Below are 25,028 nucleotides of genomic sequence, written 5' to 3'. Positions count from 1 at the left end.
GCCGCCATCTGGCCACAACAACCCCCTTCATTCGCACCGCTGTGCACAAAAACGGGGGAAAACCGCGCAAAAACTGAGAGCCCAGCCGGGTATAACTCCGCGAGGGTTCTCAACGGGCAAAAGTTATCCCATCTGTCCACAGCCTCGTACCGTCGTTACCCCTGCTCCGGAACAGGGGTTACCAGCAACTTAGCATGGCCACTAAGACATTGATTTATATGTTAATTTTAGGCTTATACAGAAAAGCACCGGCCCCTAATAATTACTACTAATACAAACCAATACTCATACAAGATATGTATAACTTAATTATTCATTAGTTAAGAAAAGTCCATGAAACTCAAACATCCGCGAAGAGCCGGAACAGCACAGACCCTATAGTTTCAACAGCAGCAATTTATTCGCGCACCATTTGCCGTCTCACACCCGCTGACTATAAAATGTGCGCCCATTTTTACCCCCTGTGGCAGCAGCTATGGATTTCCCGAAAACTTACGACGTGATTGTGATCGGTGGCGGACACGCCGGCACCGAAGCCGCCCTTGCGGCCGCGCGCATGGGATCCGCCACCCTGCTGCTGACCCACAATATCGAGACCCTGGGCCAGATGTCCTGCAATCCCGCCATCGGCGGCATCGGCAAGAGTCACCTGGTCAAGGAGGTCGATGCGCTCGGCGGCGCCATGGCCGAAGCCACCGACCTCGGCGGTATCCAGTTCCGCGTCCTCAATGCCCGCAAGGGACCCGCCGTGCGCGCCACCCGCGCCCAGGCCGACCGCGCGCTGTACCGCGGTGCGATTCGCGGCATCCTCGAGCGCCAGCAGAACCTGGAGATCTTCCAGCAGGCTGCCGATGACCTGATTGTCGAGGGTGAGCGCGTGACCGGTGTTGTCACCAATGCCGGCGTGCGCTTTCGTGGCAGGACCGTCGTCATTACCGCCGGCACCTTTCTCGGCGGCCGCATCCACATCGGCCTCGACAGCCACTCCGGTGGCCGCGCTGGTGATCCGCCGTCCATTGCCCTGGCCGAGCGCCTGCGGGAACTGCCCTTCCGCGTGGAGCGCCTGAAAACCGGCACGCCGCCGCGCATCGACGCGCGTTCGGTGGATTTTTCCGACCTCGAGGAGCAGTGGGGAGACGCGCCGACGCCGGTGATGTCCTACCTCGGCAGCCGTGCGCAGCACCCGCGCCAGGTCTGCTGCTGGATTACCCACACCAACAGCAATACTCACGACGTCATTCGCGGCGGTCTGGACCGCTCGCCGATGTATTCCGGCGTGATCGAGGGCATCGGGCCGCGCTACTGTCCGTCCATCGAGGACAAGGTGCACCGCTTCGCCGACAAGGACAGCCACCAGATCTTTATCGAGCCGGAAGGACTGACCACCAACGAGCTGTACCCGAACGGCATCTCCACCAGCCTGCCGTTCGACGTGCAGATCGACCTGGTGCACTCGATCAAGGGCTTCGAACAGGCGCATATCACCCGCCCCGGGTATGCGATCGAGTACGATTTCTTCGATCCGCGGGATCTGCTGCCGTCGCTGGAAACCAAATTTATTCAGGGGCTCTACTTTGCCGGCCAGATCAATGGCACCACCGGCTACGAGGAGGCTGCCGCCCAGGGCCTGCTGGCCGGCGCCAATGCCAGCCTGCGCGCGCAGGGCAAAGATGCCTGGGCGCCGCGCCGCGACGAGGCCTACCTGGGTGTCCTGGTGGACGACCTGATCACCAGTGGCACCAAGGAGCCCTACCGCATGTTTACCAGCCGCGCCGAGTACCGGCTGCTGCTGCGCGAGGACAACGCGGATCTGCGCCTGACAGAAACCGGCCGCAAGCTGGGCCTGGTTGACGATGCGCGCTGGGCCGCTTTCAGCGAAAAACGCGAGACCATCTCGCGCGAGGAGCAGCGCCTGCGCGAGACCTGGGTGCACCCGCGCACGCCTGAGGCCGCGGCCGTCGAGGAAAAACTGCCGCAACCACTGGCGCGCGAGTACAACCTGATGGACCTGCTGCGCCGCCCGGAACTCGGCTACGCCGACGTCGCGGTGCTGAAAGGCGAGCCGGTTGAGGACGAGCGCGTGGCCGAGCAGGTGGAGATCTCCGCCAAATATGCGGGCTATATCGATCGCCAGCGCGATGAAATCGAGCGCCTGCACGCCTACGAGGACACACCGATCCCGGCGGATTTCGACTACAGCGATATCTCCGGCCTCTCCAGTGAGGTCAAGCAGAAGCTCGGCGACACCCGTCCGGACACTCTTGCGCGGGCCTCGCGGATTCCCGGTGTCACGCCGGCCGCCATCTCGCTGCTGATGATCCAGTTGAAGAAACGCGGCCTGCTGACCCGCAAGAAAGCCGTTTAACGCGGCACCGTTGTATTCAGGAGTTCGCCCGCTTTGCCGCAGATGGAATCATTTCGTCCCCGCCTGACCGAAGCCGCCCGGAGCATGGCGGTTGACCTGGATGAGCGCCAGCAGGACCTGCTGCTGGAATACCTGGCACTGTTCGCGCGCTGGAATGCGGCCTACAACCTGTCGGCCGTGCGCGATCCGGCGCAGATGCTCGAGCGCCATATCATCGACAGTCTCAGTGTGGTCAACCTGTGTGGCACTGGCGACCTGATCGACGTCGGCAGCGGCGGCGGCCTGCCCGGTATTCCGCTGGCGATCATGCACCCCGAGCGCCGGGTCACCCTGCTCGACAGCAATGGCAAGAAGACGCGTTTCCTGTTCCAGGTGGCAACCACCCTGCCCCTGCCGAACGTGACCGTCGTGAATGAGCGGGTGGAAGCCTTCCGGCCCGAGCAACCCTTCGCCGCGGTGGTTTCCAGGGCCTTCGCATCGATCGAGGATATGGTTTGCGGAAGTGAGCACTTGCTAGCTCCGGGTGGTAGGTTTTACGCTATGAAGGGCAAGTTGCCGGAAGATGAGTTGAGCGCACTTCCAAAAGGGATTAAGGTCGAACAGGTGCACCCCCTGTCGGTACCGGGTTGCGACGCGGATCGCCACCTCATCGTACTCAGCCGCGACGATAACCGCGGCGATCTGGCGTAAATCCCGCTGAATTTACGAATCTGATTCGCAATTTTTGCAAGTCCAGCGCACTCCGTTGCAGGGAGCCGAGTGCCGATTGATGCCGGCTTTTCCGCGGCGAGACCTGAAAAGTATCGGGGAGACCACTTTTCGGGAGAACAAAGGATAAAAACCTTGAGCAAAATATTCGCTGTGGCCAACCAGAAAGGCGGGGTAGGCAAGACCACCACCTGCGTCAATTTGGCCGCCTCCCTCGTCGCGAGCAAGCGCCGGGTACTGTTGATCGACCTCGACCCCCAGGGCAATGCCACCATGGGCAGTGGCGTGGACAAGGGCGAACTGCAGCTGTCCAGCTACGACGTGCTCGCCAGTGAATTGCCGGCGCGCAAGGCGATCGTCCCTACCTCCAGCGGTTTTGAACTGATGCCCGCCAACGGCGATCTCTCCGCCGCCGAAGTGGAGCTGCTGACCATGGATGGCCGCGAGTCGCGCCTGCGTCGCGCACTGCGCGATATCAGCGCCGATTACGACTACATCGTCATCGACTGCCCGCCCTCCCTGAACATGCTGACCGTCAACGCGCTCTGCGCTGCCCACGGTGTGCTGATCCCGATGCAGTGCGAGTACTACGCGCTCGAGGGGCTGTCGGCGCTGATCGACACCATCACCCAGATCCAGCGCGCCGCCAATCCGGAGCTGAAGATCGAGGGCATCCTGCGCACCATGTACGACCCGCGCAACAGTTTGACCAGCGACGTATCCGAGCAGCTGTCGGAATATTTCGGCGAGCGCCTGTACCGCACCTGTATTCCACGCAATGTGCGTCTCGCCGAGGCGCCGAGTTTCGGCCAGCCCGCGCTCGAGTACGACCGCCACTCCAAGGGCGCAATCGCCTATCTGGCACTGGCCGGCGAGATGACCCGCCGCCACGCCGCCAACCAGAATCAAAACCGCCCGGTGGCGGAAGCCGTTTAATCTGAGGTAATACCATATGGCCACCCGGCGCAAAGGTTTGGGCAAGAACCTGTCCCATCTGATCAGTGGCGAAGCCAGCCAGGCGATTGCCATGGCCACCGGCGACGGCGGCAGCAAGGAATCCGTGGACGGTGAACTGCGCGAACTGCCGATCGAATTCCTGCAGCGTGGCCGCTACCAGCCCCGCCGCGATTTCCCGCAGGAATCCCTGCAGGAACTGGCCGACTCCATTCGCGCCCAGGGCATCATGCAGCCGATCGTCGTGCGCCCGGTGGGCGAGCACAAATACGAGATCATCGCCGGTGAGCGCCGCTGGCGCGCCGCCCAGCTGGCCGAGCTGGATCGCGTTCCCGCACTGGTACGCGAAGTGCCCGACGAAGCCGCCATCGCCATGGCGCTGATCGAGAATATCCAGCGCGAAGACCTGAACCCCGTCGAAGAGGCGGCTGCCCTGAAGCGACTGCAGGACGAATTCCAGCTAACCCAGCAAGAAGTGGCGGAGGCTGTGGGTAAATCCCGCACCGCGGTGACCAACCTGCTGCGCCTGTTGAGCCTGACCGAGGAGGTGCGAACTTTCCTCGAGCGCGGCGATCTGGAAACCGGTCACGCCAAGGCCCTGCTGGGGCTCGCCGGCGAGACCCAGCGCGCCGCCGCGCGGCAGGTCGTCGAACGCGGTCTGACCGTGCGCCAGACCGAGGCGCTGGTGCGCCGCCTGCAGCAGCAGGCGCAGAATCCCACCGCGCCCAAGCCCAAGGAAGATCCCAATATCCGCCGCCTGAGCGAGCAGCTGTCGGAGAAGGTCGGCGTCCCGGTGAGCATTGATCACAATGAGAAGGGGGTCGGCAAGCTGGTGCTCAAGTACAGCAGCCTCGATGAACTCGACGGCATCCTCGCCCACCTCGGGTACAAAGAGGACTGAAACCCGGGTGATCCGTATGGGGCAATCGCCGCCCCCCGCCGCCAACGGCAAACAGCAAAGCTGCCCCAAAATGGCGCGAGAACACCTTGTTAGTGACCACTAACAGGGTGGCCAATTCGATCGGAAAAAACGTCGAAAATTAAATAACTTGGCGAAATTTGCCGGTTGAACCGGCCATGCGGTTGCTCCTATAATTCGCACGCCCAAAATTTGGGCGGACAGCGCACGAAAATGCCCTGAATATTCAGGTTTTGGCAACCAGGGTCGGCTAATCCCCGTCTATGTATAAACCCCCGGTGTTGATTGTTGCCGCGGTACAGCTGCTGCTGGTATCGCTCGCCGGTGCAGGTCTGCACCTTGGCGGCAAACCGGTGACCGCGCTCTCCGTCGTGCTCGGCGGTTTGCTGTGCGCGCTGCCCAATGCGTATTTCGGCCTGCGAGCCTTCCGCGATAGCGGCGCGCGCGCGGCCAATCGGGTCTTGGAGAATTTCTACCGAGGGGAAACGGGCAAATTCGTGCTCACCCTGGTGGGGTTTGCGGCGGTGTTCGTCGTAGTAAGACCGCTGGACCCGGCGGCACTGTTTATCAGCTATGGCCTCTGTGTGATCGTACAGTGGGTCCTGGTGGCGCGCGCGGTGCGTTGATCGCTCTACTTATTATGTAGGTATGAGCTCCGCAGACCGGCGCAATAGAAAGAATTCATACTTTTACGATTGCTGAGGAACTATGGCAGGCGAAGCTCAAACCGCTACGGATTATATCCAACACCACCTGCAGAACATGGCATACGGCAAGTTGCCGGCGGGTTACACCCGTGCCGATGGCTCGATTCTCCAGGAAAGCACCTGGACCCTCGCCCACTCCTCCCAGGAGGCGTCGGATATGGGGTTCTGGGCTATTCACCTGGATACCCTGGGCTGGTCTATCGGCCTGGGCATGCTGTTCTGTTTCCTGTTTGCCCGTGCGGCCAAGAAAGCCACCGCCGGTGTGCCCAGTGGGTTCCAGAGCATGGTCGAGCTGGTCGTCGATTTCGTCGACAAGCTGGTCAAGGACACTTTCCCGCACCGCAACAGCATGGTCGCCCCGATGGCGCTGACCATCTTCGTGTGGGTGTTCCTGATGAACCTGATGGATTTGATTCCGGTCGACTGGCTGCCGATGGCCGCCGCCAAGGCCGCCGGCAATGAGCACCTCTACTTCAAGGTGGTGCCGACCACCGACCTGAACGCGACCCTGGGCATGGCCCTGGCGGTGTTCGTGCTGATGATCTTCTTCAGCATCAAGGAAAAAGGTGCGCTGGGCTTCCTCAAGGAGTTGACCCTGCACCCGTTCCACTCCGGTAAGTGGTATGTGGATATTTTCCTGATCCCGTTCAACTTCCTGCTGGAAGCGGTTTCCCTGCTGGCCAAGCCCGTTTCTCTCGGTCTGCGTCTGTTCGGTAACCTCTATGCGGGTGAAATGATCTTTATCCTGATCGCCATCGTGTTTGGCGTCGGGGTTCTCGGCTTTATCGGTGCCGGCCTGTTGCACATGGGCTGGGCCATCTTCCACATTCTGGTCATTACGCTGCAGGCGTTTGTATTCATGGTGCTGACCACCGTGTACATGGCAATGGCGCATAACCGGGAAGACGAGCACGAGAACGACCACTGATTTTTTGACGATTAACCCTTTACACAAACTTTTCAACAACTCTCAACCTTTTAATGGAGAACACAATGGAAGCATTAGGTCTGGTTTACATCGCGAGCGCACTGCTGATCGGTCTGGGCGCGCTGGGTACTGCGATTGGTTTCGGTACTCTGGGTGGCAAACTGCTGGAAGGCTCCGCGCGTCAGCCGGAACAGGCTCCTGCCCTGCAGGGTAAAATGTTCCTGATGGCGGGGCTGCTCGACGCCGTTCCGATGATCGGTGTTGGTATCGCCATGTACCTGATCTTCGCGGTCGCTCCTGGTCTGGCTGGTTAATTCCATCGTTCCAATTGCCCTTAACCCCCAAAGTTCTTTTTTTATAAAGAGCAAAGAGCAAGAGGTGTCGGTGTGAATATCAACCTGACTCTAATCGGCCAGTCGATTACTTTCCTGGCCTTTGTATGGTTCTGCTGGAAGTTCGTATGGCCGGCGCTGCTTGGCGTCATGCAGGAACGCGAGCAGAAGATCGCCACCGGTCTCGAAGAGGCCGAGCGTGCATCCAAGGATCTGGAGCTGGCCCAGCGCAAAGCCGCTGAACAGCTGAAAGAAGCCAAAGAACAGGCGGCCGAGATCATCGATGGTGCCAACAAGCGCGCCAATCAGATAGTCGACGAAGCCAAGCAGGCTGCTGAAGCCGAAGGCGATCGCCTGAAGGCGGCAGCCAAGGCTGAGATCGACCAGGAAGTGAACCGCGCCAAGGAACAGCTGCGCAGCCGAGTGGCTGCCCTGTCTGTTGCCGGTGCGGAGAAGATTCTCTCGGTCAATATCGATGCCAAGGTGCACGACGACCTGATCGACAAACTGGCAGCCGAGCTGTAAGCGAGGAACCCCATGGCGGAACTCAGCACACTGGCCCGGCCCTACGCCAAAGCGGCCTTCAGTTATGCGCAGCAAGCCTCCGACCTCGCCGGTTGGAGCACTGCGCTGGCAACGTCGGCGGCGGTCAGCCAGAGCGAGAAAGTGCGTGAGCTGCTGGAAAACCCGCAGCTCACCAGTAACGAGCGCGCAGAAAAATTCCTGTCGATCTGTGCGGATGACCTCAGTGATTCCGGCAAGAATTTCATCCGGCTGCTGGCGGAAAACCACCGCCTGACTCTGCTGCCGGAAATTTCCGTGCTGTTTGAAGAGCTGAAAGCACAGGCGGAAGCCACCCTGGAAGTGGATGTCGTATCCGCGCGCCCGCTCAGCGACGCGCAGGCACAGCAGTTGGCCCAGGCGCTTAACAAGAAGTTTGAACGCGAAGTGCACCTGCACCACTCGGTAGACGAAAGCCTGCTGGGCGGCGCGATCATCCGCGCCGGTGATACCGTAATCGACGGCACGGTGCGCGGTCGTCTGACCAAACTCGCCGAGGCGATGAACTCCTAAATTACTTTCCCGGATTGCGGTAGGAATCCGGGGACTTGAGGAACAGAGCATGCAGCAACTGAATCCCTCTGAGATCAGTGAAATTATCAAGAGCCGCATCGACAATCTCGATGTGAGCACCGAAGCCCAGAACGAGGGCACCATCGTATCCGTTTCCGACGGTATCATCCGCATTCACGGCCTGGCCGATGTGATGTACGGAGAGATGATCGAGTTCGACGGCGGCATCTACGGTATGGCCCTGAACCTGGAACGCGACTCTGTCGGCGCGGTAATCCTGGGTGACTACAAGTCCCTGGCCGAAGGCCAGAAGTGTCGTTGCACCGGCCGCATTCTGGAGACCCCGGTGGGTCCGGAACTGCTCGGCCGCGTTGTAGACGCACTGGGTAACCCGATCGACGGCAAGGGCCCGCTGAACAACAAACTGACCGACGCGGTAGAAAAGGTAGCGCCCGGCGTTATCGCCCGTCAGTCCGTTGATCAGCCGGTACAGACCGGCCTGAAAGCGATCGACACCATGATCCCGATCGGTCGCGGCCAGCGTGAGTTGATCATCGGCGACCGCCAGATCGGTAAAACTGCCGTGGCGATCGATGCGATCATCAACCAGAAAGGCACTGGCATTAAGTGTATCTACGTCGCGATCGGCCAGAAGCAGTCGTCCATCGCCAACGTAGTACGCAAGCTGGAGGAGCACGGCGCCATGGACCACACCATTGTGGTTGCCGCCGGCGCTGCCGATCCGGCCGCGATGCAGTACCTGGCACCGTACGTCGGATGCACCATGGGCGAGTACTTCCGCGACCGCGGTGAAGACGCCCTGATCATTTACGATGACCTGACCAAGCAGGCCTGGGCCTACCGTCAGATCTCCCTGCTGCTGAAGCGTCCCCCGGGCCGTGAAGCCTACCCCGGTGACGTTTTCTACCTGCACTCCCGTCTGCTGGAGCGCGCCGCGCGCGTCAACGCTGACTACGTGGAGAAGTTCACCAACGGCGAAGTGAAAGGCAAGACCGGCTCCCTGACCGCACTGCCGATCATCGAGACCCAGGCCGGCGACGTTTCCGCGTTCGTACCGACCAACGTGATCTCCATTACCGACGGCCAGATCTTCCTCGAGACTGATCTGTTCAACGCCGGTGTGCGCCCGGCCATCAACCCGGGTATCTCCGTATCCCGTGTGGGTGGTTCCGCTCAGACCAAGGTGATCAAGAAGCTGTCCGGTGGTATCCGTACCGCCCTGGCCCAGTACCGCGAACTGGCGGCCTTCTCCCAGTTTGCGTCCGACCTGGACGAGGCCACCAAGGCCCAGCTGGACCACGGCGCGCGCGTCACCGAGCTGATGAAGCAGAAACAGTACTCTCCGCTGTCCATCGCGGACATGGCTGTTTCCGTTTACGCCGCTGACAAGGGTTACCTGAAGGACGTGGAAGTTGCCAAAGTGCTCGACTTCGAATCCGCCCTGCTCGCTTACATGAACAGCGAACACGCAGAGCTGATGGAGAAAGTGAACAGTACCGGCAACTACAACGACGAAATCGACGCTGCTTTCAAGGCGGCCATCGAGAAATTCGTCGCTACCGGTAGCTGGTAAACACGACTAACGGCGCTGTGCCTCTCCGCGGAGAGCGCAGTGCCCCGGCAGGGTAATCAACTATGGCAGGCGGAAAAGAAGTACGCACAAAAATTGCCAGCATCAAGAGCACGCAGAAAATTACCTCCGCAATGGAAATGGTTGCGGCGAGTAAGATGCGCAAGGCTCAGGATCGCATGGCACTGGGGCGTCCCTATGCCCAGCGCATACGCGCGGTAATCGGTCATGTCGCCAACGCCTCGGCCGAATACCAGCATATCTACCTGCAGGAGCGCGAAGCCAAGCGGGTCGGTTACATTCTGGTATCCACCGATCGCGGCCTCTGCGGCGGCCTGAACATCAACATGTTCAAGGCGGCGATTCGCGAAATGCAGGCCTGGTCCGAAAAAGGCGTCGACGTAGAGATCTGCGCGATCGGCAACAAAGCGGCCAGCTTTTTCAACACCATCGGTGGCAAAGTCGTGGCTGCACTGCGCGATGTCGGTGACCACCCACAGGCCAACAAGCTGATTGGCTCCGTGAAGGTGATGATGGATCGCTTCGCCGAAGGCGATATCGATCGCCTCTATCTCGTGTCCAACGAGTTCGTCAACACCATGTCCCAGAAGCCGCGCGTAGAGCAATTGCTGCCGCTGCCGAAGGACGAAGACGAGCTGCTCAAACACGAGTGGGACTACCTGTACGAGCCGGAGCCGGTGGAACTGCTGGACGGCCTTCTGGCCCGCTACATCGAATCCCAGGTGTACCAGGCAGTAGTAGAAAACAAGGCCTGTGAGCAGGCTGCGCGCATGATTGCAATGAAGAACGCCACCGACAACGCCGGTGACCTGATCGACGAATTGCAGCTTGTATACAACAAGGCGCGCCAGGCGGCCATTACCCAGGAGCTGTCCGAAATTGTGGGCGGCGCCGCAGCGGTCTAAGGCGGCTGAAGACAGAATTTAAAGTTGAGGATCCGGAAATGAGTAACGGACAAATTGTGCAAGTGATCGGCGCGGTCATCGACGTGGAATTTCCGCGCGACTCCGTGCCCAAGGTATACGACGCACTCCTGGTTGAGGAGAAAAACCTCACCATGGAAGTGCAGCAGCAGCTGGGCGATGGCGTGGTACGCGCTATTGCCATGGGTTCTTCCGAGGGTATTTCCCGCGGCCTGCCGGTGAAAAACACCGGTGCCCCGGTTTCCGTGCCGGTCGGCCACGAGACCCTGGGTCGCATCATGGACGTGCTCGGAAACCCGATCGACGAATGTGGTCCGATCGGTGAGAAAGAGCGCGCCTCCATCCACCGCGCAGCCCCGAGCTACGAAGAGCTGTCCAGCTCCTCCGAGCTGCTGGAAACCGGCATCAAGGTAATCGACCTGGTCTGCCCGTTCGCCAAGGGCGGTAAGGTCGGCCTGTTCGGTGGTGCCGGTGTGGGCAAAACCGTGAACATGATGGAGCTGATCAACAACATCGCCACCGAGCACAGCGGTCTGTCCGTGTTCGCGGGTGTTGGTGAGCGTACTCGTGAAGGTAACGACTTCTACCACGAGATGCAGGAAGCCGGCGTTGTTAACGTCGAAGAGTTCGGCAAATCCAAGGTAGCGATGGTTTACGGCCAGATGAACGAGCCGCCCGGCAACCGTCTGCGCGTGGCCCTGACCGGCCTGACCATGGCGGAAAAATTCCGCGACGAAGGCCGCGACGTACTGCTGTTCGTCGACAACATCTACCGCTACACCCTGGCTGGTACCGAAGTATCCGCCCTGCTCGGCCGTATGCCGTCTGCGGTGGGTTACCAGCCGACCCTGGCGGAAGAAATGGGTGTTCTGCAGGAGCGTATTACCTCCACCAAGACTGGTTCTATTACATCTATCCAGGCGGTTTACGTACCGGCGGATGACAACACCGACCCGTCTCCGGCAACGACCTTCGCGCACCTGGACTCCACCGTAGTACTCAGCCGTGACATCGCCTCCAAGGGTATCTACCCGGCCGTGGATCCGCTGGATTCCACCTCGCGGCAGCTGGATCCGCTGGTGATCGGCCAGGAGCACTACGAGTGTGCCCGCGGCGTGCAGTCCGTACTGCAGCGCTACAAGGAGCTGAAAGACATCATCGCGATCCTGGGTATGGACGAGCTGTCTGAAGAAGACAAGCAGATCGTATCCCGCGCGCGTAAGATCGAGCGCTTCCTGTCCCAGCCGTTCCACGTTGCGGAAGTATTCACCGGTGCGCCGGGCAAATACGTCTCCCTGAAGGAAACCATCCGCGGCTTCCAGGGCATCCTCAACGGCGACTACGACCACATGCCGGAACAAGCGTTCTACATGGTCGGCACCATCGACGAAGCCGTCGAGAAAGCCAGCAAGGCCAAGTAAGCGCTGAATTATCTGCCGCCGGTACTCGAGTGCCGCGGCGGAAATTCTTCAGGCAAATAGCAGAGAATGAGGTAGCCTTATGGCTATGACTGTACATTGCGACATCGTAAGCGCCGAGCAATCCCTCTTCTCCGGACTGGTGGAGATGGTGGTCGTCACTGGCGTCGAGGGGGAACTGGGTATCTCCTACGGCCACGCTCAGCTGCTCACCGCACTGAAGCCGGGTCCGGTACGTATCATCAAGGATGGCGGTGAAGAGGAAGTGCTGTTCGTGAGCGGCGGTTACGCCGAGGTTCAGCCGAATATGGTCACCATCCTAGCCGATGTGGCCGAGCGCGAAATCGATGAAGAAGCCGCGCAAAAGGCCCGCGAGGAAGCGGCCCACGCGCTGCATCAGGCACCGTCGGAAATCGACTATGCCCGCATCTCCGCCCAGCTGGCAGAAGCAGAGGCGCGCCTGCGCACCCTGCAAGCCATTCGCAAGGCCACCGGCAAGTAATCGGTTCTTACCCCCGTGTAAGGCCCCGATTGCGGGCAATAAAAAAAGCAGCTTCGGCTGCTTTTTTTATGGGCTGTCCAGTTTGCGACTAACCCGCTTGTGTATTTCCAGCCGGTCACGGCAACGAGCTGATCAATTATTGGCCGAAAGCGCACCATTCGAGACCGGTTCCCTGCTACTGGCCGCACTCCCAGATCATTCAAAGACGCCGATAAGTCCCGTAACGGGTCCACTGTGCCATTGCGACAAAGCAATGAACTGCTGCGACAAGTGACGTTGTTCCTCAGTGTGAGGTCAGTCATGTTATGCAGTTGGGCCAGAAGCAAATCAGCTCGAATCCCATCTAGAAATCAATCTCGAGGGACATCCTCGGATACTTTCTTGTCTCGGAAAAACCTAAAAACAATGAAGTCGCTCCAATCATGGTTCGAGTTCCTGGGATGGAGTCATTATGGAACCAGGTGGAATTGTCCGCACTGCACGCGCACTGTCGATAGAATCCTCCAGTGAGATTCTCAATAGTCCGAATTGGCTACCAATAAGCTACGATACAGATAGGAAAAAATTACAATTTTCGCGAATTACTATTGCTGAAATTTCTGATATGCCATTTCATGATGGCAGGCAGCCAATAGCAGCAACAAACGATATTGTTGAAATCGAAGAAGATAGGGCCAAGGATTGGTTGTACGGTGCCCGTGATGTGTTATCGCCACCCAGGCTGATCTTACACACCGGTTTTTGTGGTTCCACACTGCTCAGTCGAGTGCTTTCGGTTCCGGGTAAAGTCTTCGTGCTGAGAGAGCCCCGCGCAATTACTCAGCTCTCAAACTTCTATGCAAGCTTGCCTGCCAATTCGGGTGAAGCCGAAGAATTGCAACTCTTGTTTGATATGCTGCTCAGCCGCTTTGTCTTTTGGGCGGGAACCGAGGTCAAGTCGGTTATAAAACTTTCTAACTGGGACAATATTCTTATTTCGGCCAACAATGTTGGATTGAGAAATAACAGCTATTCCCTTGTTATAAGCAGTGAAATTCGCTCGTACATTATATCGATATTTCGCGGCGGCAAACCGAGAATCCGACAAACGCTCGAGCTCCTGGATAAATTGTGTGGAGTGGGCAGTATTTCCAGTGAGTTTGTGAGACAGGCGCAAAACTTCACAGATAGTATGACAAGCATCTGCTGCCTTATTGCCTGTTGCTACAGTGCACAAAAAAAGGCGATTCAACTTGGTGACCTGCATGGTAACGAGAAAAACGGAAGACATTTAACGCTGGAATCCTTGCGCAAAAACCCCGTCGCAGAATTAACCTATGCGAATCAAGCGCTGTCTCTTGATCTCTCTTCGGTTGAGGTGGAGTGCGCGTGGAATACTCTTGCGAGAGTACACGCTAAAGATCCTGTCAGTGCGCCTTTCGAAATCGACAAAGAAATAGCCTTCGCGAGGGATTTGGAAATGAACTGGGGGGAGACCATTGATAGTGCGATCGCCTGGGCGTCCAAAGAAGGAGTTTTAAACGTCTAATGGTCCGGATTCATAGAAAGGCTCTAAAACCCAGAATGAACAATCAAACCTGTCCGGCCTCTAATAGCTAGCCTCGAGTTGTGTAATATCAAAAGGTAGTGACAAGAAGTGAATGCTAACCAGGAACTTCGTCTCGGAGTTGCGCTCGGAAGCGGTGCAGCCAAAGGTTTTGCGCATATTGGTGTGCTGAAAGTGCTAGACGAGATGGGCATAAAACCCCATGTGATCGCGGGAACCTCCATGGGGGCTTTCGTGGGCGCCGCATATGCCGGCGGCAAGCTCGACCAGCTTGAGGCGTGGGTGCGTCAGCTCGATAACTGGAAAGTCTTCTCGCTGCTGGATATCAACTGGACTCTCGGCGGCGGCGTACTCGGCGGAATCAAGCCGTTTCGCGCCTTCTTTGAAGAATTTCAATTCGAGAACATCGAGGACCTGCCCCTACCCTTCACTGCCGTGGCCACGGACCTGCACAGCGGCCAAGAAATCTGGTTGCAGGAAGGCAACCTGCAGGACGCGGTCAGCGCTTCCTGTTCGATCCCCGGCTTGTTGTCGCCGAAAGCACTGGCGGGTCGCTGGCTGGTGGATGGTGCTGTGGTGAATCCCGTCCCCGTGGACGTGTGTCGCGCGATGGGCGCTACCTGTGTCATCGCCGTCGATGTGACCGAAGATGGGGGACCTCTGCTCGAACGCGAGCGAGGCGAGGTAAAGCGCATCGTCAGCGAAAAAACTGGTGATGATGAGATGCGCGAGCTGGCCGATGAAAGCGCTGAGATATCACACGGGGAGCCGCCCGTAAAAGCGGTGAAGGAAGATCATCACAGCAATGGATTGGCACGGTTGCTGGAGCAGGGCCGGGAGCAGCTCACGCAGTTCCGCGAACTGCGCAATCGCCCGCGGGTATCTCCGCCGGGCATGTTCGATACCATGCACCAGGCCATGGATATCCTGGAGCGCCGCCACAAGCGCACGAAAATGATGGGATCTCCTCCCGATGTACTGATTATGCCGAAAGTGGGGGGGATCAGCGGGATGGAATACGCCCGCGCCGCGGAGGCCGTTGCCGCCGGGGAACGTGAGGCGCGACGGTTGCGGACCTGGCTGGAAGATATGGTCTTGCAACACTAAATTGCTTCCCGCTCCTATATTCTCGCCAGCTTTTTGCAATCTATGTATGCGCCTGGCAAAGATTAGTGCGAGCAAAGACACGACTAAATAAATACCTTCGATTAATCGGCTATCGAAACTTCCATATCGTGCCAAATCGCACATTGTCACTGTGCCTACATGTCCCCAGTGGTAAATTGCCATCATCTGCCCGCCGCGCTTTTCCGCAAGCGCGGTAGGCGGATAAAAAGCCAATCCGAATAATTGCCGCAAGGAAATGCGGCTCAGGAGAGATAATGAGCAGCGATCTTGTTTTTTACACCAACCCCCAGTCCCGCGGCCGCATTGTGCGCTGGATGCTGGAAGAGATTGAAGCGCCCTATCACACGGAGGTACTGGATTACGGCACCAGCATGAAATCGCCGGAATTCCTGGCGATCAACCCGATGGGCAAGGTGCCGGCCGTCACCCACAACGGCAATGTGATCACCGAATGCGCGGCCATCTGTGCCTACCTGGCGGAGGCCTTCCCTGCCGCGGGGCTGGCACCGGCGGACGATGCCGAGCGGGCCGCGTACTTCCGCTGGCTGTTCTTCACTGCGGGACCGCTGGAAGCGGCGATCACTAACCGGTCTGTTTTCGGTGAAGAGCCGCCGGCAGAAAAGAAGCGGATGCTCGGTTACGGCTGCTATGCGGACGCGATCGACATGCTGTCATTTGCGGTTAAGGCCAACCCATATATCGCCGGTACACGCTTCACCGCTGCCGATGTCTATGTGGGCGCGCAGATTGGCTGGGGACTGCAGTTCGGTACTATTGAAAAGCGCGATGAATTTTCCGCCTATTTTGAGCGGGTCAGCGGACGCGAGGCATTCATCCGCGCAAACGCGCTGGACGACGCGCTCGTGCGGGAAACCACCGAGGCCTGATGACTTCCTGCGCCGACCTGCGGTAGTGAAGCCCCCGCGATTACGGGGGCTTTTTCGCTGTAGCTGCCGTGAGCACAACTACGCTATGAGTTAACTGTCGGTCTTCACGGGTCGGCGGCAACAAGGATATGAGCATAGCGTATGACCAGCGATTCTGACCGGCCCAAGAGCGACCGCCAGATTCTGCACGAGCAGATGGAAGCCAGTCTGCACGAATACGAGCGCGACAATCGCTCCCTGTTCCTGTCGTCCATCGCCGCTGGACTGGAAATCGGTTTCAGCGTGTTTCTGATGGCAGCCCTGTATACCCATTTCCATGATCTGGTGGGTGAGCAGCTGCTGCACTTCATTATTTCCCTGAGCTACCCGATTGGATTTGTCCTGGTCATTATCGGCCGTGCCGATCTGTTCACCGAGCACACCACCCTGGCGATATTGCCGGTGCTCGACCGTGCGCAGCGCCGAAGGGACCTGGCGCGTATCTGGGCAGTGATTTACACCGGCAATTTACTCGGCGCATTCGCCTTCAGCGTGATATTCGTACGCTTCATCGAGTTGAGCCACAATGTCGACAATAGCGCACTGAGTTACTACGGCGCGAAGCTGATCGCCGACAGCAACTCCGGACTGTTTCTCGGCGCGGTTTTCGCCGGTTGGCTGATGGGATTACTGGGATGGGTGGTGGCATCGTCCTCTGATACCATCGGTCGCATCGTCGTGATCGTCGTGATTACGTTTGTGATCGGACTGGGTGGGCTGGCGCACTGTATCGCCGGCGCCGTGGCCATCTTCAGTGCCTGGCTGGATACGGGCAGCACCATAGGCGTTATCGACGTGATCCGCTTTCTCGCCATCGCAACGCTGGGTAACGCCATCGGCGGCTCAGTATTCGTCGGGCTGCTCAAGTACGGCTATATAGCTACCCGGCGCCAACAGTAAATCGCTCAGATATAGGAAGCATCGGTGGTGAACACCACATCGAATTCCTGCTCCGAGACAAAGTTGCTCAATCGCTCGGTGAGCAACTCGCGCCATTCATCCGCCTGCTCTACCGGTGCACTGTGGTAATCGGCGCGCAGCAGAATGCGCGCGTGCAGGTACAGGGAGCGGCCCGCCTTGGTCATGCTCAATGACCAATTTTCCGCCGGGATACTGTGCAGCGCATCCGCAAAGGCACTACGGATTTCCCGCTGCACACGGGCCGAAGGCGCGGCGAGCAGAACTTCCATCAGGTTGCGGTACAGAATTCGGATCGGCATCGGAAGCATCACTGCCACCATCGCAATCACCAGCCACGAGTCCACATAGGGCAGCCAGCCGCCCAGGTGCTCCCCGAACAGCCACACGAATGCGAAGGTAATAAGGACTACGGAGCTGAGCACGGCGTCCATCAACCAGGCAACTGCATCCACCTGGATCAGGGCGGAGTTGGTCGTTCTGGCGATGCGCCGCAGCACCAGGCAGACAGCCAGGCAGCCCAGACTGGCAATGGTGGCGTAGATGGTCGCGAGCCCGGCTTCCAGCGAGCGGCCGCCCTGGTACAGCGCGGCAATGGCGGAGGACAGCGCCATCAGCATCACGCCCAGAATCACCATGCTCTGCAGGACATTGAATGCCGGCTCGAAGCTGGCGTAACCGAAAGGAAAGCGGCGGTCTGCGCTCCTGCGGATCAGCCGCGACACATTCAGCATCACCAGTGACATGACGAAATTGACCAGGGAAAAAACGCCGTCGAGAAAAATCGCTGTGGAGCCAGTTAGTTGCGCGAAGCCGAATCCCAGCGCCGCCATAAACAGGCAGCCCAGAATCGATAACCACAGTCCCTTTGTTTCCATGCCTTCCGTGACCTCTTTTGTTATCCCCGCTACCGGCAGGATTCTAGCGCGATTCCGCTAGGAGCTCTTAGTCCGGATCATTGCTGTACGGCATTTGGCGAAACGAAGTGAAAAGACCGGCACACACAGACAAGCACCGGCTTTTTCTCGGCGGGTACAACACTACAGGCGCGCCTCAATCACCAGGTTCGTCATGGACTCGGTGGCGACGCGCACCCGGGAAAAACCTGCGCTCTGCAAAACTGCCGACAACCGCGCCGGCCCCGCCTGGGCGCCGAGGGCGAGCCCGATTTTCTGCGACCTGGAACAGGGCGTACACAGAAAGGTGGACGCGGCGTAGTAGAGGGCGCCGAGCGGATTGAAATTGTCTTCCAGGCTGTCGTGCGCCAGCGGTTCCACCAACATGAGCGAGCCGCCCGCCTTCAGGTTGTCTGCCGCCATCTGGGCGGCACCCACCGGGTCGCCCATATCGTGCAGGCAATCGAAATAGCAGATCAGATCGTAGGGGCCGGTGGGGATATCGCGTGCGCCAGCGACGAGGAACTCCACTCGACCCTCCACCCCGGCGGCAACCGCAGCCCGGCGCGCTGCCTGAATGGAATCTGCGTGGTAGTCGATGCCGACGAAGAAACTGTGCGGGAAAGCCTCGGCCATAATGATTGTGGATGCGCCGTGGCCACAACCGACGTCAAGTACTGTGCCGCCCGCGGAGACTTTGTCGATCATACCTTCGAGCTTTGGCAACCATTCCGACACGAGGTAGTTCCGGTAACCGGGACGGAAAAATCGCTCGGTACCGCGGAACAGGCACTGGTGGTGCTGGTGCCAGCCAAAACCGTCTCCGGTTCTGAACGCCTCGGCGATCTCATCGGCCGAATGGTATAGCGTGCGGATCACCGAGCTGGCTGCGGCCATAAATGTCGGCGAAGATTCGTCGGCCAGCACCGCAGCGTGTTCGGGCGGCAGGTTGAATTTTCCGGACTCGGCGTCATAGGTCAGGTAACCGATTGCCGCCAGGCCGCTGGCCCACTCGCGCACATAGCGCGCGTCCAGACCGGCGCGATTGGCCAGTTTTTCGGCCGTCGCCGGCCCTCGGGAGAGAGCGATAAACAACCCCAGCTGATCACCGAGGTACACCAGCGCGTGCGCACCGGCCACGGCCAGATCGCCGAGCATACGGCCGGCGAAAGCCTCGACTTTGGCGGGGTTGGGTGTGGCGGAGTTGGATTTGCTTTCAGAATACACAGCTTCCATGGGACTAATCCTTTTATGATGTTCTGTGGAGGTGTACTGCTGTGGGAATGCGAATGCCGACCACTGATATTCCGGTATTCCAGAACCGCAAAGTGTAGTGCAGCGACGCGTGTAAACCGGTGGCGGAGAGGGATGGGCCGCCGCAAAAAGGGCAAACTTGAGTTAAACGATTCCAGTAGCCACAATTGCCGGCATTTTTCGGCCTGCCGCGTTGGTTTTTTTTAAGGGGTTTCTATGAGCATTGATGTCGTCATTCTCGCCGCCGGCAAAGGCACGCGCATGCGTTCCGACCTGCCCAAAGTGCTGCATCCGATCGGCGGTGTGCCGATGCTGGGGCGGGTCATTGACGCTGCCCAGCAGCTGGGGGATGTTGCCATCACCGTCGTTATCGGCCACGGCGCCGCCACCGTGCGCGAGCAGTTCGCCGACAGCGGAGTGCAGTTTGTCGAGCAGACCGAGCAGCTCGGCACCGGCCACGCGGTGGCCCAGGCCATTCCGAATTTCCGCGCCGGGGCCACTGTGCTGGTGCTCTACGGCGACGTGCCGCTGGTCAAAACCGGCACACTGCAGTCCCTGCTGAGTGCGTCCGACCGGGGCCCCGCCCTGCTGTCGGTGGAGATGGCCAACCCTGCCGGCTACGGCCGTATCGTGCGCGACGACGCCGGCCGCGTGCAGGCGATCGTCGAGGAAAAAGACGCAGACGCCGACACCCTCGCCATCCGCGAAGTGAATACCGGTATTCTCGCCGCACCGGCAGACCTGTTGCGCCAGTGGCTGCCGGAACTGTCGAACGACAACGCGCAGGGCGAGTACTACCTGACCGATGTGATCGCGCGCTCGGTCAGCGAGAATATTACCGTTACCGGTGTGCGCGCCAGCGATCCGCTGGAAGTCGCCGGCGTCAACAGCCGCGCCCAGCAGGCGCAGATGGAGCGCGCCCTACAGCACAGCCGCGCACTGGCATTAATGAATGCGGGTGTGACGCTGCTGGATCCGGCGCGCATCGATGTCCGCGGCCGGCTCGAATGCGACACCGACGTGTCCATTGATATCAACTGCGTGTTCGAGGGCGAGGTCACCCTCGGCAAGGATGTACATATCGGCCCCAACTGCCTGCTGAAAAACTGCCGTCTGGCGGACGGCACTCGCGTCGAGGCCAACTCGATCATCGAGGACGCCGATGTTGGCGCCGCCTGCACCATCGGTCCGTTTGCGCGCCTGCGCCCGGGCACGCAGCTGGCCGACGGCGCCAAGGTTGGCAACTTTGTCGAGACCAAGAAAGCGAAGATCGGTCGCGGCAGCAAGGTGAATCACCTGTCCTATGTCGGCGATGCGGTGGTCGGTGAAAACGTGAATATCGGCGCGGGTACCATCACCTGCAATTACGACGGCGTGAACAAGTCCCTGACCGAAATCGGCGACGGTGCCTTTATCGGCTCCAATACTGCACTGGTGGCCCCGGTGTCGGTCGGTGCCGGCGCAACGGTCGGCGCGGGTTCGACCATCACCCGCGAAGTGAGCGCTGACGAACTGGCGGTGGCCCGCGGTAAGCAGCGCAATATCAGCGGCTGGCAGCGGCCAACCAAGAAATCCTGATCGCCCTTGTGGCGGTACCATTGCCTTCGCCCGGCGGTGAAGTTGTTCTATTTCTAGAATAGTGAAGCCGATGCGAAGGCCCTGGTGCACTCTTCTGAACGCCCCGTTGCGACATTTCCGCATAAAATCCGGCGGCTAACCCCACCCCTGCCTGTGCACCTCAGCGGCAGCATTCCGACCATCCATTACACTTGCGCAACGGGAATAAAAGGACTCGCCCGATGCACAAGCCCCGAATGCACCTGGTCGCCTCGTTCGATATTGCGCACCTGCAATACCTAGATGAACAGGGCCATGCCACTCAGGAGTTACCCGATTTCGCCACGCCGGACACCCTGCTTGCCATGTACCGGCAGATGGCACTGGCGCGGCTGGTGGATGATCGCGCAGTCAAACTGCAGCGCACCGGCCAGCTGGGTACCTACCCTTCCACACTCGGACAGGAAGCCATCGGCGTCGGCACCGGTGCTGCGCTGCAACCTCAAGATGTCTACTGCCCCTATTACCGCGAGACCGGCGCCCTGCTCGAACGCGGTGTGGAAATCGAGGAGATTCTCGCCATCTGGGGCGGCGACGAGCGCGGCCAGAATTACGCCCACGCTCCGGAAGACCTCCCCCTGTGTGTTCCCATCGCGACGCAGTTGCTGCACGCCGCCGGCGTCGCCTTCGCACTGAAATATCAGCGTGATCAGTTGGGCCGACCGGCGCGGGTGGCGGTGGCCAGTGCCGGCGAGGGAGCGACTTCCAAAGGCGATTTCTATGAGGCGCTGAACCTGGCGGGGGTCTGGAAACTGCCGGCGGTGTTCGTGATCAACAACAATCAGTGGGCTATTTCGGTCGCGCGCAGCGCACAGACAGCGGCACAGACGATTGCGCAGAAAGCGGTGGCCGCCGGCATACCCGGTCTGCAGGTGGACGGCAACGACGTCATCGCGGTGCGCGCGGCGGTGGCGGATGCCGTCGAACGCGCGCGCAACGGCGCCGGGCCAATGCTGATCGAGGCATTGAGCTACCGCATGTGCGACCACACTACTGCCGACGATGCCAGCCGCTATCGCCCCGAGGCCGAACTCGCGGAAGCGCAAAAGCGCGAACCGCTGGTGCGCCTCGGCCGCTACCTGCGCGCGGGTGGCTACTGGAGCAACGAAGCCGAAAGCGAGCTGCAGCGGGAGCTGGCGGAAATCCTGGAGCGCGCGCTGGCGGATTACCGCGATCGCCAAAAGGAACCCCCCACCGCCATGTTCGACCACTTGTACGCGGCACTGCCGGAAGCGTTTCTCGACCAATACGATGAACTTGCCGGCAACGGAGGTAGCTGATGGCGCAGATCACCCTGCTCGAGGCGGTTACCCAGGCCCTGGCCCACGAACTGGCGGCAGATCCCCGCGTGGTCGTATTCGGCCAGGATGTCGGCGCCAATGGCGGTGTCTTCCGCGCCACCAACGGTCTGCAGCAGGCGTTCGGTGCCGAGCGCGTGCTGGACACCCCGCTGGCAGAGAACATGATTGCCGGCATCGCGGTGGGTATGGCGACCCAGGGGTTGCGCCCGGTGGCGGAGTTCCAGTTCATGGGCTTTATCTACCCCGCACTCGATCACATCCTCAGTCACGCTGCGCGCTTTCGCAACCGCACCCGTGGCCGTCTGTCCTGCCCGCTTGTCTATCGCGCGCCCTATGGCGGCGGCATTCACGCGCCGGAACACCACTCGGAAAGCACCGAAGCCATCTTCACCCATATCCCCGGTCTCCGCGTCGTGGTGCCCTCCTCCCCCGCGCGCGCTTACGGCCTGTTACTGGCGGCGATCCGCGATCCGGATCCGGTGATTTTTCTCGAGCCAAAGCGCATCTACCGGGCGGCCAAACAGGAGGTGCCGGACAACGGCGAGGCGCTGCCACTGGATCGCTGCTTCGTGCTGCGCGAGGGCCAGGACCTGACGCTGATTGCCTGGGGCGCGGCGCTGAAGGAAACCCTCGCCGCCGCCGACCAGCTGGCGGCGGAGGGTATCGAGGCGGAAGTCATCGATCCGGCCACGCTGAAACCGCTGGATATCCACACGGTTATCGACTCGCTGGAGAAAACCCGCCGCTGCGTCGTCGTGCACGAGGCGGCGCGCTTCGGCGGACTCGGTGGGGAGATCGCGGCACAGATCAATGAATACGCCTTCGACCTGCTCGATGCACCTGTGGCGCGGGTCACCGGTTACGACACGGTGATGCCCTACTACCGACTCGAATACGACTACCTGCCCAGCGTCGAGCGGATACTGGCCGTCGCCCGCGAAACCCTGGACTACCGGGCGGGAGGTGCGCGATGAAAATATTCAAGCTGCCTGATCTGGGCGAGGGACTGCCGGATGCGGTGATTCGCGAGTGGCATGTGGCCGAGGGGGAGCATGTCGCCGCCCACGCCAGCCTGGTCACCGTGGAAACCGCCAAGGCGTTGGTGGAAGTGCCGGCACCGCGCAGCGGCATCGTGGAAAAGCTGTATGTGCAGGAAGGCGACACCGTCGAGGTCGGCGAGCCGCTGGTGGCTTTCGCCGATGTCGAAACCGCCGAGGCTGGCGCTGCAGAAGCTCCCCCGGCGAAAAGCGATCAAACAAAGACGGAGCCCGCCGACAGCGGCACTGTCGTCGGCAAAATTCAGAGCAGCGGCCAGGTCCTCGATGCGGAAATTGCCCCCACCGGCATTGCGCAGCGCCCGGCCACGCCCTCCGTGCGCGCTCTGGCGCGGCGACTGGGTGTGAATCTAAGCGCACTGCGGCCGGCCGGGGAGCGATTTACTGCCGCAGAAATTCGCGCCGCGGCCGGCGCGGCGCCGGCCAAACCGGGCCGACCAGCTCAGAAGTCGGGGGCGGCGATGTCCCCGGCGCGGCGGGCGATGGCGCTGGCAATGACCCGCGCGCGGGACCAGGTGGCGCCGATGACCCTGTGCGACGTGGTGGATATCGGTCGCTGGTGGCGCCGCGAGGGCGCGACGCTGCGCCTGATCCGCGCCATTCAGCGCGCCTGTACCGCCGAGCCCAACCTGAACGCCCTCTATGAGAGCGATCAACTGTCCCCCACCCCGTCCATCAATATCGGCCTCGCCGTGGATTCCCCGCGCGGCCTGTTTGTGCCGGTACTCAAGGATGTCGCCAGCCGCGACGACGGCGATTTGCTGGAGCAGGTCGAGGCGTTCAAGTGGCAGGCTAGCGAGAGTGGTATCGCCCAGGAGGACCTGAAGGGCGCCACCATTCTGCTGTCCAATTTCGGCGGCATGGCCGGTCGCTTCGCGACGCCGGTGGTGATGCCGCCGACGGTGGCTATTGTCGGTGCCGGACGAACCTACGACGGCGTCATTGGTGTCGACGGCGAGCCTGCGGTGCGCCCGTTGCTGCCGCTGTCCATCAGTGCCGACCACCGCGCCGTTACCGGCGGCGAGCTCGCGCGCTTCCTGAAGGTGATGATGGAGGCGCTGTCCGCCTGAGGCCTGTTCCGACCGCGCAAATAGAAATTTCTGGGAAGATTTCTTTCGCTTTGCTATATTTAAGTTTCGAAACGAAACTTATGTGATTATGTCCAAACGCAACACCCAACAGCGACGTCACCAGATTCTTGCCCTGCTCAACGAGGCCGGCGAAGCCAGCGTCGAGCAGCTGGCGCGCCAGTTCGAAACCTCTGAAGTTACGATTCGCAAGGATCTGAGCTCCATGGAAAACCACGGCCTGCTGCTGCGGCGCCACGGTGGTGCCATACCGGTACCGAAGGAACTGGTGGTCGAAGAGGCCCCGTCGGAAGTGAAGCGTGCCATCGGCCGTGCCGCTGCGGCGCTGATCCCCGACCACCACCGCATCGTCATCGATTACGGCCGCACTACGGCGGCAATGATTCCAGAGCTGGAGCGCAAGCGCGGCCTGGTGGTGATGACCAATTCCCTGCACGTGGCCAACGCCCTGCGCGAGCTGGAAAACGAACCCACGCTGCTGATGACCGGCGGTACCTGGGATCCCCATTTCGAGGCCTTCCAGGGGCGCGTCGCCGAACAGGTGTTGCGCGGCTACGACTTCGATCAGGCATTTATCGGTGCCGACGGCATCGACCTGGCGCGGGGCACCTGTACCTTCAACGAGCAGATCGGCCTGTCGCGGATCATGGCGGAAGTCGCGCGCGAGGTGGTGGTGTTGGCGGAGTCGAGCAAGGTCGGGCGGCGCATTCCCAACCTGGAACTGCCGTGGGCGCAGGTCAACACGCTGGTTACCGACGACGGCCTGGATGGCGCCGTGCGCGCCCAGCTGGAGGGGCTTGGCGTGCGCGTAATCTGCGCGGAAGTGAGTACTTACGCCTAGCCGTTACCGCGGCGGG

Annotated in this window: 24 protein-coding genes; 22 read left to right on the top strand and 2 right to left on the bottom strand. The window is 60.2% G+C overall.

Annotated elements, in window-relative coordinates:
* The first annotated feature begins 475 nt into the window (after positions 1–475).
* The 17 genes from mnmG (at position 476) to IG168_RS07170 (ending at position 16,942) form a co-directional block, all read left to right on the top strand.
* Positions 476–2,365, top strand: a complete 1,890-nt coding sequence (mnmG, locus tag IG168_RS07250; protein ID WP_193163373.1) for a tRNA uridine-5-carboxymethylaminomethyl(34) synthesis enzyme MnmG — start codon at positions 476–478, stop codon at positions 2,363–2,365.
* Between the two features lie 42 nt (positions 2,366–2,407).
* Positions 2,408–3,055 carry a 16S rRNA (guanine(527)-N(7))-methyltransferase RsmG gene (rsmG, locus tag IG168_RS07245; RefSeq protein ID WP_193163371.1) on the top strand — a complete coding sequence of 216 codons (648 nt, stop codon included), beginning with the start codon at positions 2,408–2,410 and terminating at the stop codon, positions 3,053–3,055.
* Positions 3,056–3,208: 153 nt separating this feature from the next.
* Positions 3,209–4,009 (top strand): ParA family protein, encoded by an 801-nt coding sequence (locus IG168_RS07240; protein WP_193163369.1) that lies wholly within the window; start codon positions 3,209–3,211, stop codon positions 4,007–4,009.
* A gap of 16 nt (positions 4,010–4,025) precedes the next feature.
* The gene (locus tag IG168_RS07235; RefSeq protein WP_193163367.1) at positions 4,026–4,928 is read left to right on the top strand and encodes a ParB/RepB/Spo0J family partition protein; all 903 of its coding nucleotides are present in this window, start codon (positions 4,026–4,028) and stop codon (positions 4,926–4,928) included.
* Positions 4,929–5,209: 281 nt separating this feature from the next.
* Complete coding sequence (locus IG168_RS07230) at positions 5,210–5,572, top strand: ATP synthase subunit I (protein ID WP_193163365.1); 363 nt, start codon at positions 5,210–5,212, stop codon at positions 5,570–5,572.
* A gap of 82 nt (positions 5,573–5,654) precedes the next feature.
* Positions 5,655–6,581, top strand: coding sequence for a F0F1 ATP synthase subunit A (gene atpB, locus IG168_RS07225; RefSeq protein WP_193163363.1), 927 nt, complete (start codon positions 5,655–5,657; stop codon positions 6,579–6,581).
* 65 nt (positions 6,582–6,646) lie between these two features.
* The gene (gene atpE, locus IG168_RS07220; protein ID WP_067084854.1) at positions 6,647–6,895 is read left to right on the top strand and encodes a F0F1 ATP synthase subunit C; all 249 of its coding nucleotides are present in this window, start codon (positions 6,647–6,649) and stop codon (positions 6,893–6,895) included.
* Between the two features lie 72 nt (positions 6,896–6,967).
* Positions 6,968–7,438 carry a F0F1 ATP synthase subunit B gene (locus IG168_RS07215; RefSeq protein ID WP_193163361.1) on the top strand — a complete coding sequence of 157 codons (471 nt, stop codon included), beginning with the start codon at positions 6,968–6,970 and terminating at the stop codon, positions 7,436–7,438.
* A 12-nt stretch (positions 7,439–7,450) separates the two neighbouring features.
* Positions 7,451–7,987: a F0F1 ATP synthase subunit delta gene (locus IG168_RS07210; protein ID WP_193163359.1), complete on the top strand. Its 537-nt coding sequence runs from the start codon at positions 7,451–7,453 to the stop codon at positions 7,985–7,987.
* 49 nt (positions 7,988–8,036) lie between these two features.
* Positions 8,037–9,581: a F0F1 ATP synthase subunit alpha gene (gene atpA, locus IG168_RS07205; protein ID WP_193163357.1), complete on the top strand. Its 1,545-nt coding sequence runs from the start codon at positions 8,037–8,039 to the stop codon at positions 9,579–9,581.
* 62 nt (positions 9,582–9,643) lie between these two features.
* The gene (gene atpG / locus IG168_RS07200) at positions 9,644–10,504 is read left to right on the top strand and encodes a F0F1 ATP synthase subunit gamma (RefSeq protein ID WP_193163355.1); all 861 of its coding nucleotides are present in this window, start codon (positions 9,644–9,646) and stop codon (positions 10,502–10,504) included.
* A 38-nt stretch (positions 10,505–10,542) separates the two neighbouring features.
* Positions 10,543–11,943, top strand: a complete 1,401-nt coding sequence (gene atpD, locus IG168_RS07195; protein ID WP_193163353.1) for a F0F1 ATP synthase subunit beta — start codon at positions 10,543–10,545, stop codon at positions 11,941–11,943.
* Positions 11,944–12,022: 79 nt separating this feature from the next.
* A complete protein-coding gene (locus IG168_RS07190) occupies positions 12,023–12,442 on the top strand; it encodes a F0F1 ATP synthase subunit epsilon (RefSeq protein ID WP_193163351.1) in 420 nt (139 codons plus the stop codon).
* 451 nt (positions 12,443–12,893) lie between these two features.
* Positions 12,894–13,970, top strand: a complete 1,077-nt coding sequence (locus IG168_RS07185; protein WP_193163349.1) for a hypothetical protein — start codon at positions 12,894–12,896, stop codon at positions 13,968–13,970.
* Positions 13,971–14,078: 108 nt separating this feature from the next.
* Positions 14,079–15,095 (top strand): patatin-like phospholipase family protein, encoded by a 1,017-nt coding sequence (locus IG168_RS07180; protein WP_193163347.1) that lies wholly within the window; start codon positions 14,079–14,081, stop codon positions 15,093–15,095.
* A 275-nt stretch (positions 15,096–15,370) separates the two neighbouring features.
* Positions 15,371–16,003 (top strand): glutathione S-transferase family protein, encoded by a 633-nt coding sequence (locus tag IG168_RS07175; RefSeq protein ID WP_193163345.1) that lies wholly within the window; start codon positions 15,371–15,373, stop codon positions 16,001–16,003.
* A 141-nt stretch (positions 16,004–16,144) separates the two neighbouring features.
* Entirely contained in the window at positions 16,145–16,942 is a 798-nt protein-coding gene (locus IG168_RS07170; protein ID WP_193163343.1) for a formate/nitrite transporter family protein, read from the top strand.
* A gap of 5 nt (positions 16,943–16,947) precedes the next feature.
* On the opposite strand, the gene IG168_RS07165 is transcribed toward IG168_RS07170, so the two are convergent.
* On the bottom strand, positions 16,948–17,838 hold the full coding sequence (locus IG168_RS07165; RefSeq protein ID WP_193163341.1) for a cation diffusion facilitator family transporter: 891 nt from the start codon (positions 17,836–17,838) through the stop codon (positions 16,948–16,950).
* A gap of 162 nt (positions 17,839–18,000) precedes the next feature.
* Positions 18,001–19,092 carry a class I SAM-dependent methyltransferase gene (locus IG168_RS07160; RefSeq protein ID WP_193163339.1) on the bottom strand — a complete coding sequence of 364 codons (1,092 nt, stop codon included), beginning with the start codon at positions 19,090–19,092 and terminating at the stop codon, positions 18,001–18,003.
* A gap of 234 nt (positions 19,093–19,326) precedes the next feature.
* On the opposite strand from IG168_RS07160, the gene glmU reads away from it, so the two are divergent.
* The 5 genes from glmU to IG168_RS07135 all read left to right on the top strand — a co-directional run bounded on the left by glmU (position 19,327) and on the right by IG168_RS07135 (position 25,012).
* Complete coding sequence (gene glmU / locus IG168_RS07155; protein ID WP_193163337.1) at positions 19,327–20,688, top strand: bifunctional UDP-N-acetylglucosamine diphosphorylase/glucosamine-1-phosphate N-acetyltransferase GlmU; 1,362 nt, start codon at positions 19,327–19,329, stop codon at positions 20,686–20,688.
* Between the two features lie 221 nt (positions 20,689–20,909).
* A complete protein-coding gene (pdhA, locus tag IG168_RS07150) occupies positions 20,910–22,007 on the top strand; it encodes a pyruvate dehydrogenase (acetyl-transferring) E1 component subunit alpha (protein WP_193163335.1) in 1,098 nt (365 codons plus the stop codon).
* Complete coding sequence (locus IG168_RS07145) at positions 22,007–23,002, top strand: alpha-ketoacid dehydrogenase subunit beta (RefSeq protein ID WP_193163333.1); 996 nt, start codon at positions 22,007–22,009, stop codon at positions 23,000–23,002. Before pdhA ends, IG168_RS07145 begins: the two co-directional genes overlap by 1 nt.
* Positions 22,999–24,153 carry a dihydrolipoamide acetyltransferase family protein gene (locus tag IG168_RS07140; protein WP_193163331.1) on the top strand — a complete coding sequence of 385 codons (1,155 nt, stop codon included), beginning with the start codon at positions 22,999–23,001 and terminating at the stop codon, positions 24,151–24,153. The genes IG168_RS07145 and IG168_RS07140 overlap by 4 nt, the downstream gene beginning before the upstream one ends.
* An 88-nt stretch (positions 24,154–24,241) precedes the next feature.
* Positions 24,242–25,012, top strand: a complete 771-nt coding sequence (locus IG168_RS07135) for a DeoR/GlpR family DNA-binding transcription regulator (protein WP_193163329.1) — start codon at positions 24,242–24,244, stop codon at positions 25,010–25,012.
* The last annotated feature ends 16 nt before the right edge of the window (positions 25,013–25,028 follow it).

It is taken from the genome of Microbulbifer hainanensis (assembly GCF_014904735.1).
In the GTDB taxonomy this organism is placed as follows: Bacteria; Pseudomonadota; Gammaproteobacteria; order Pseudomonadales; family Cellvibrionaceae; genus Microbulbifer; species Microbulbifer hainanensis.
The sequence above is the reverse complement of the archived record's forward strand: the minus strand, read 5'-3'. Positions and strand labels throughout refer to the sequence as shown.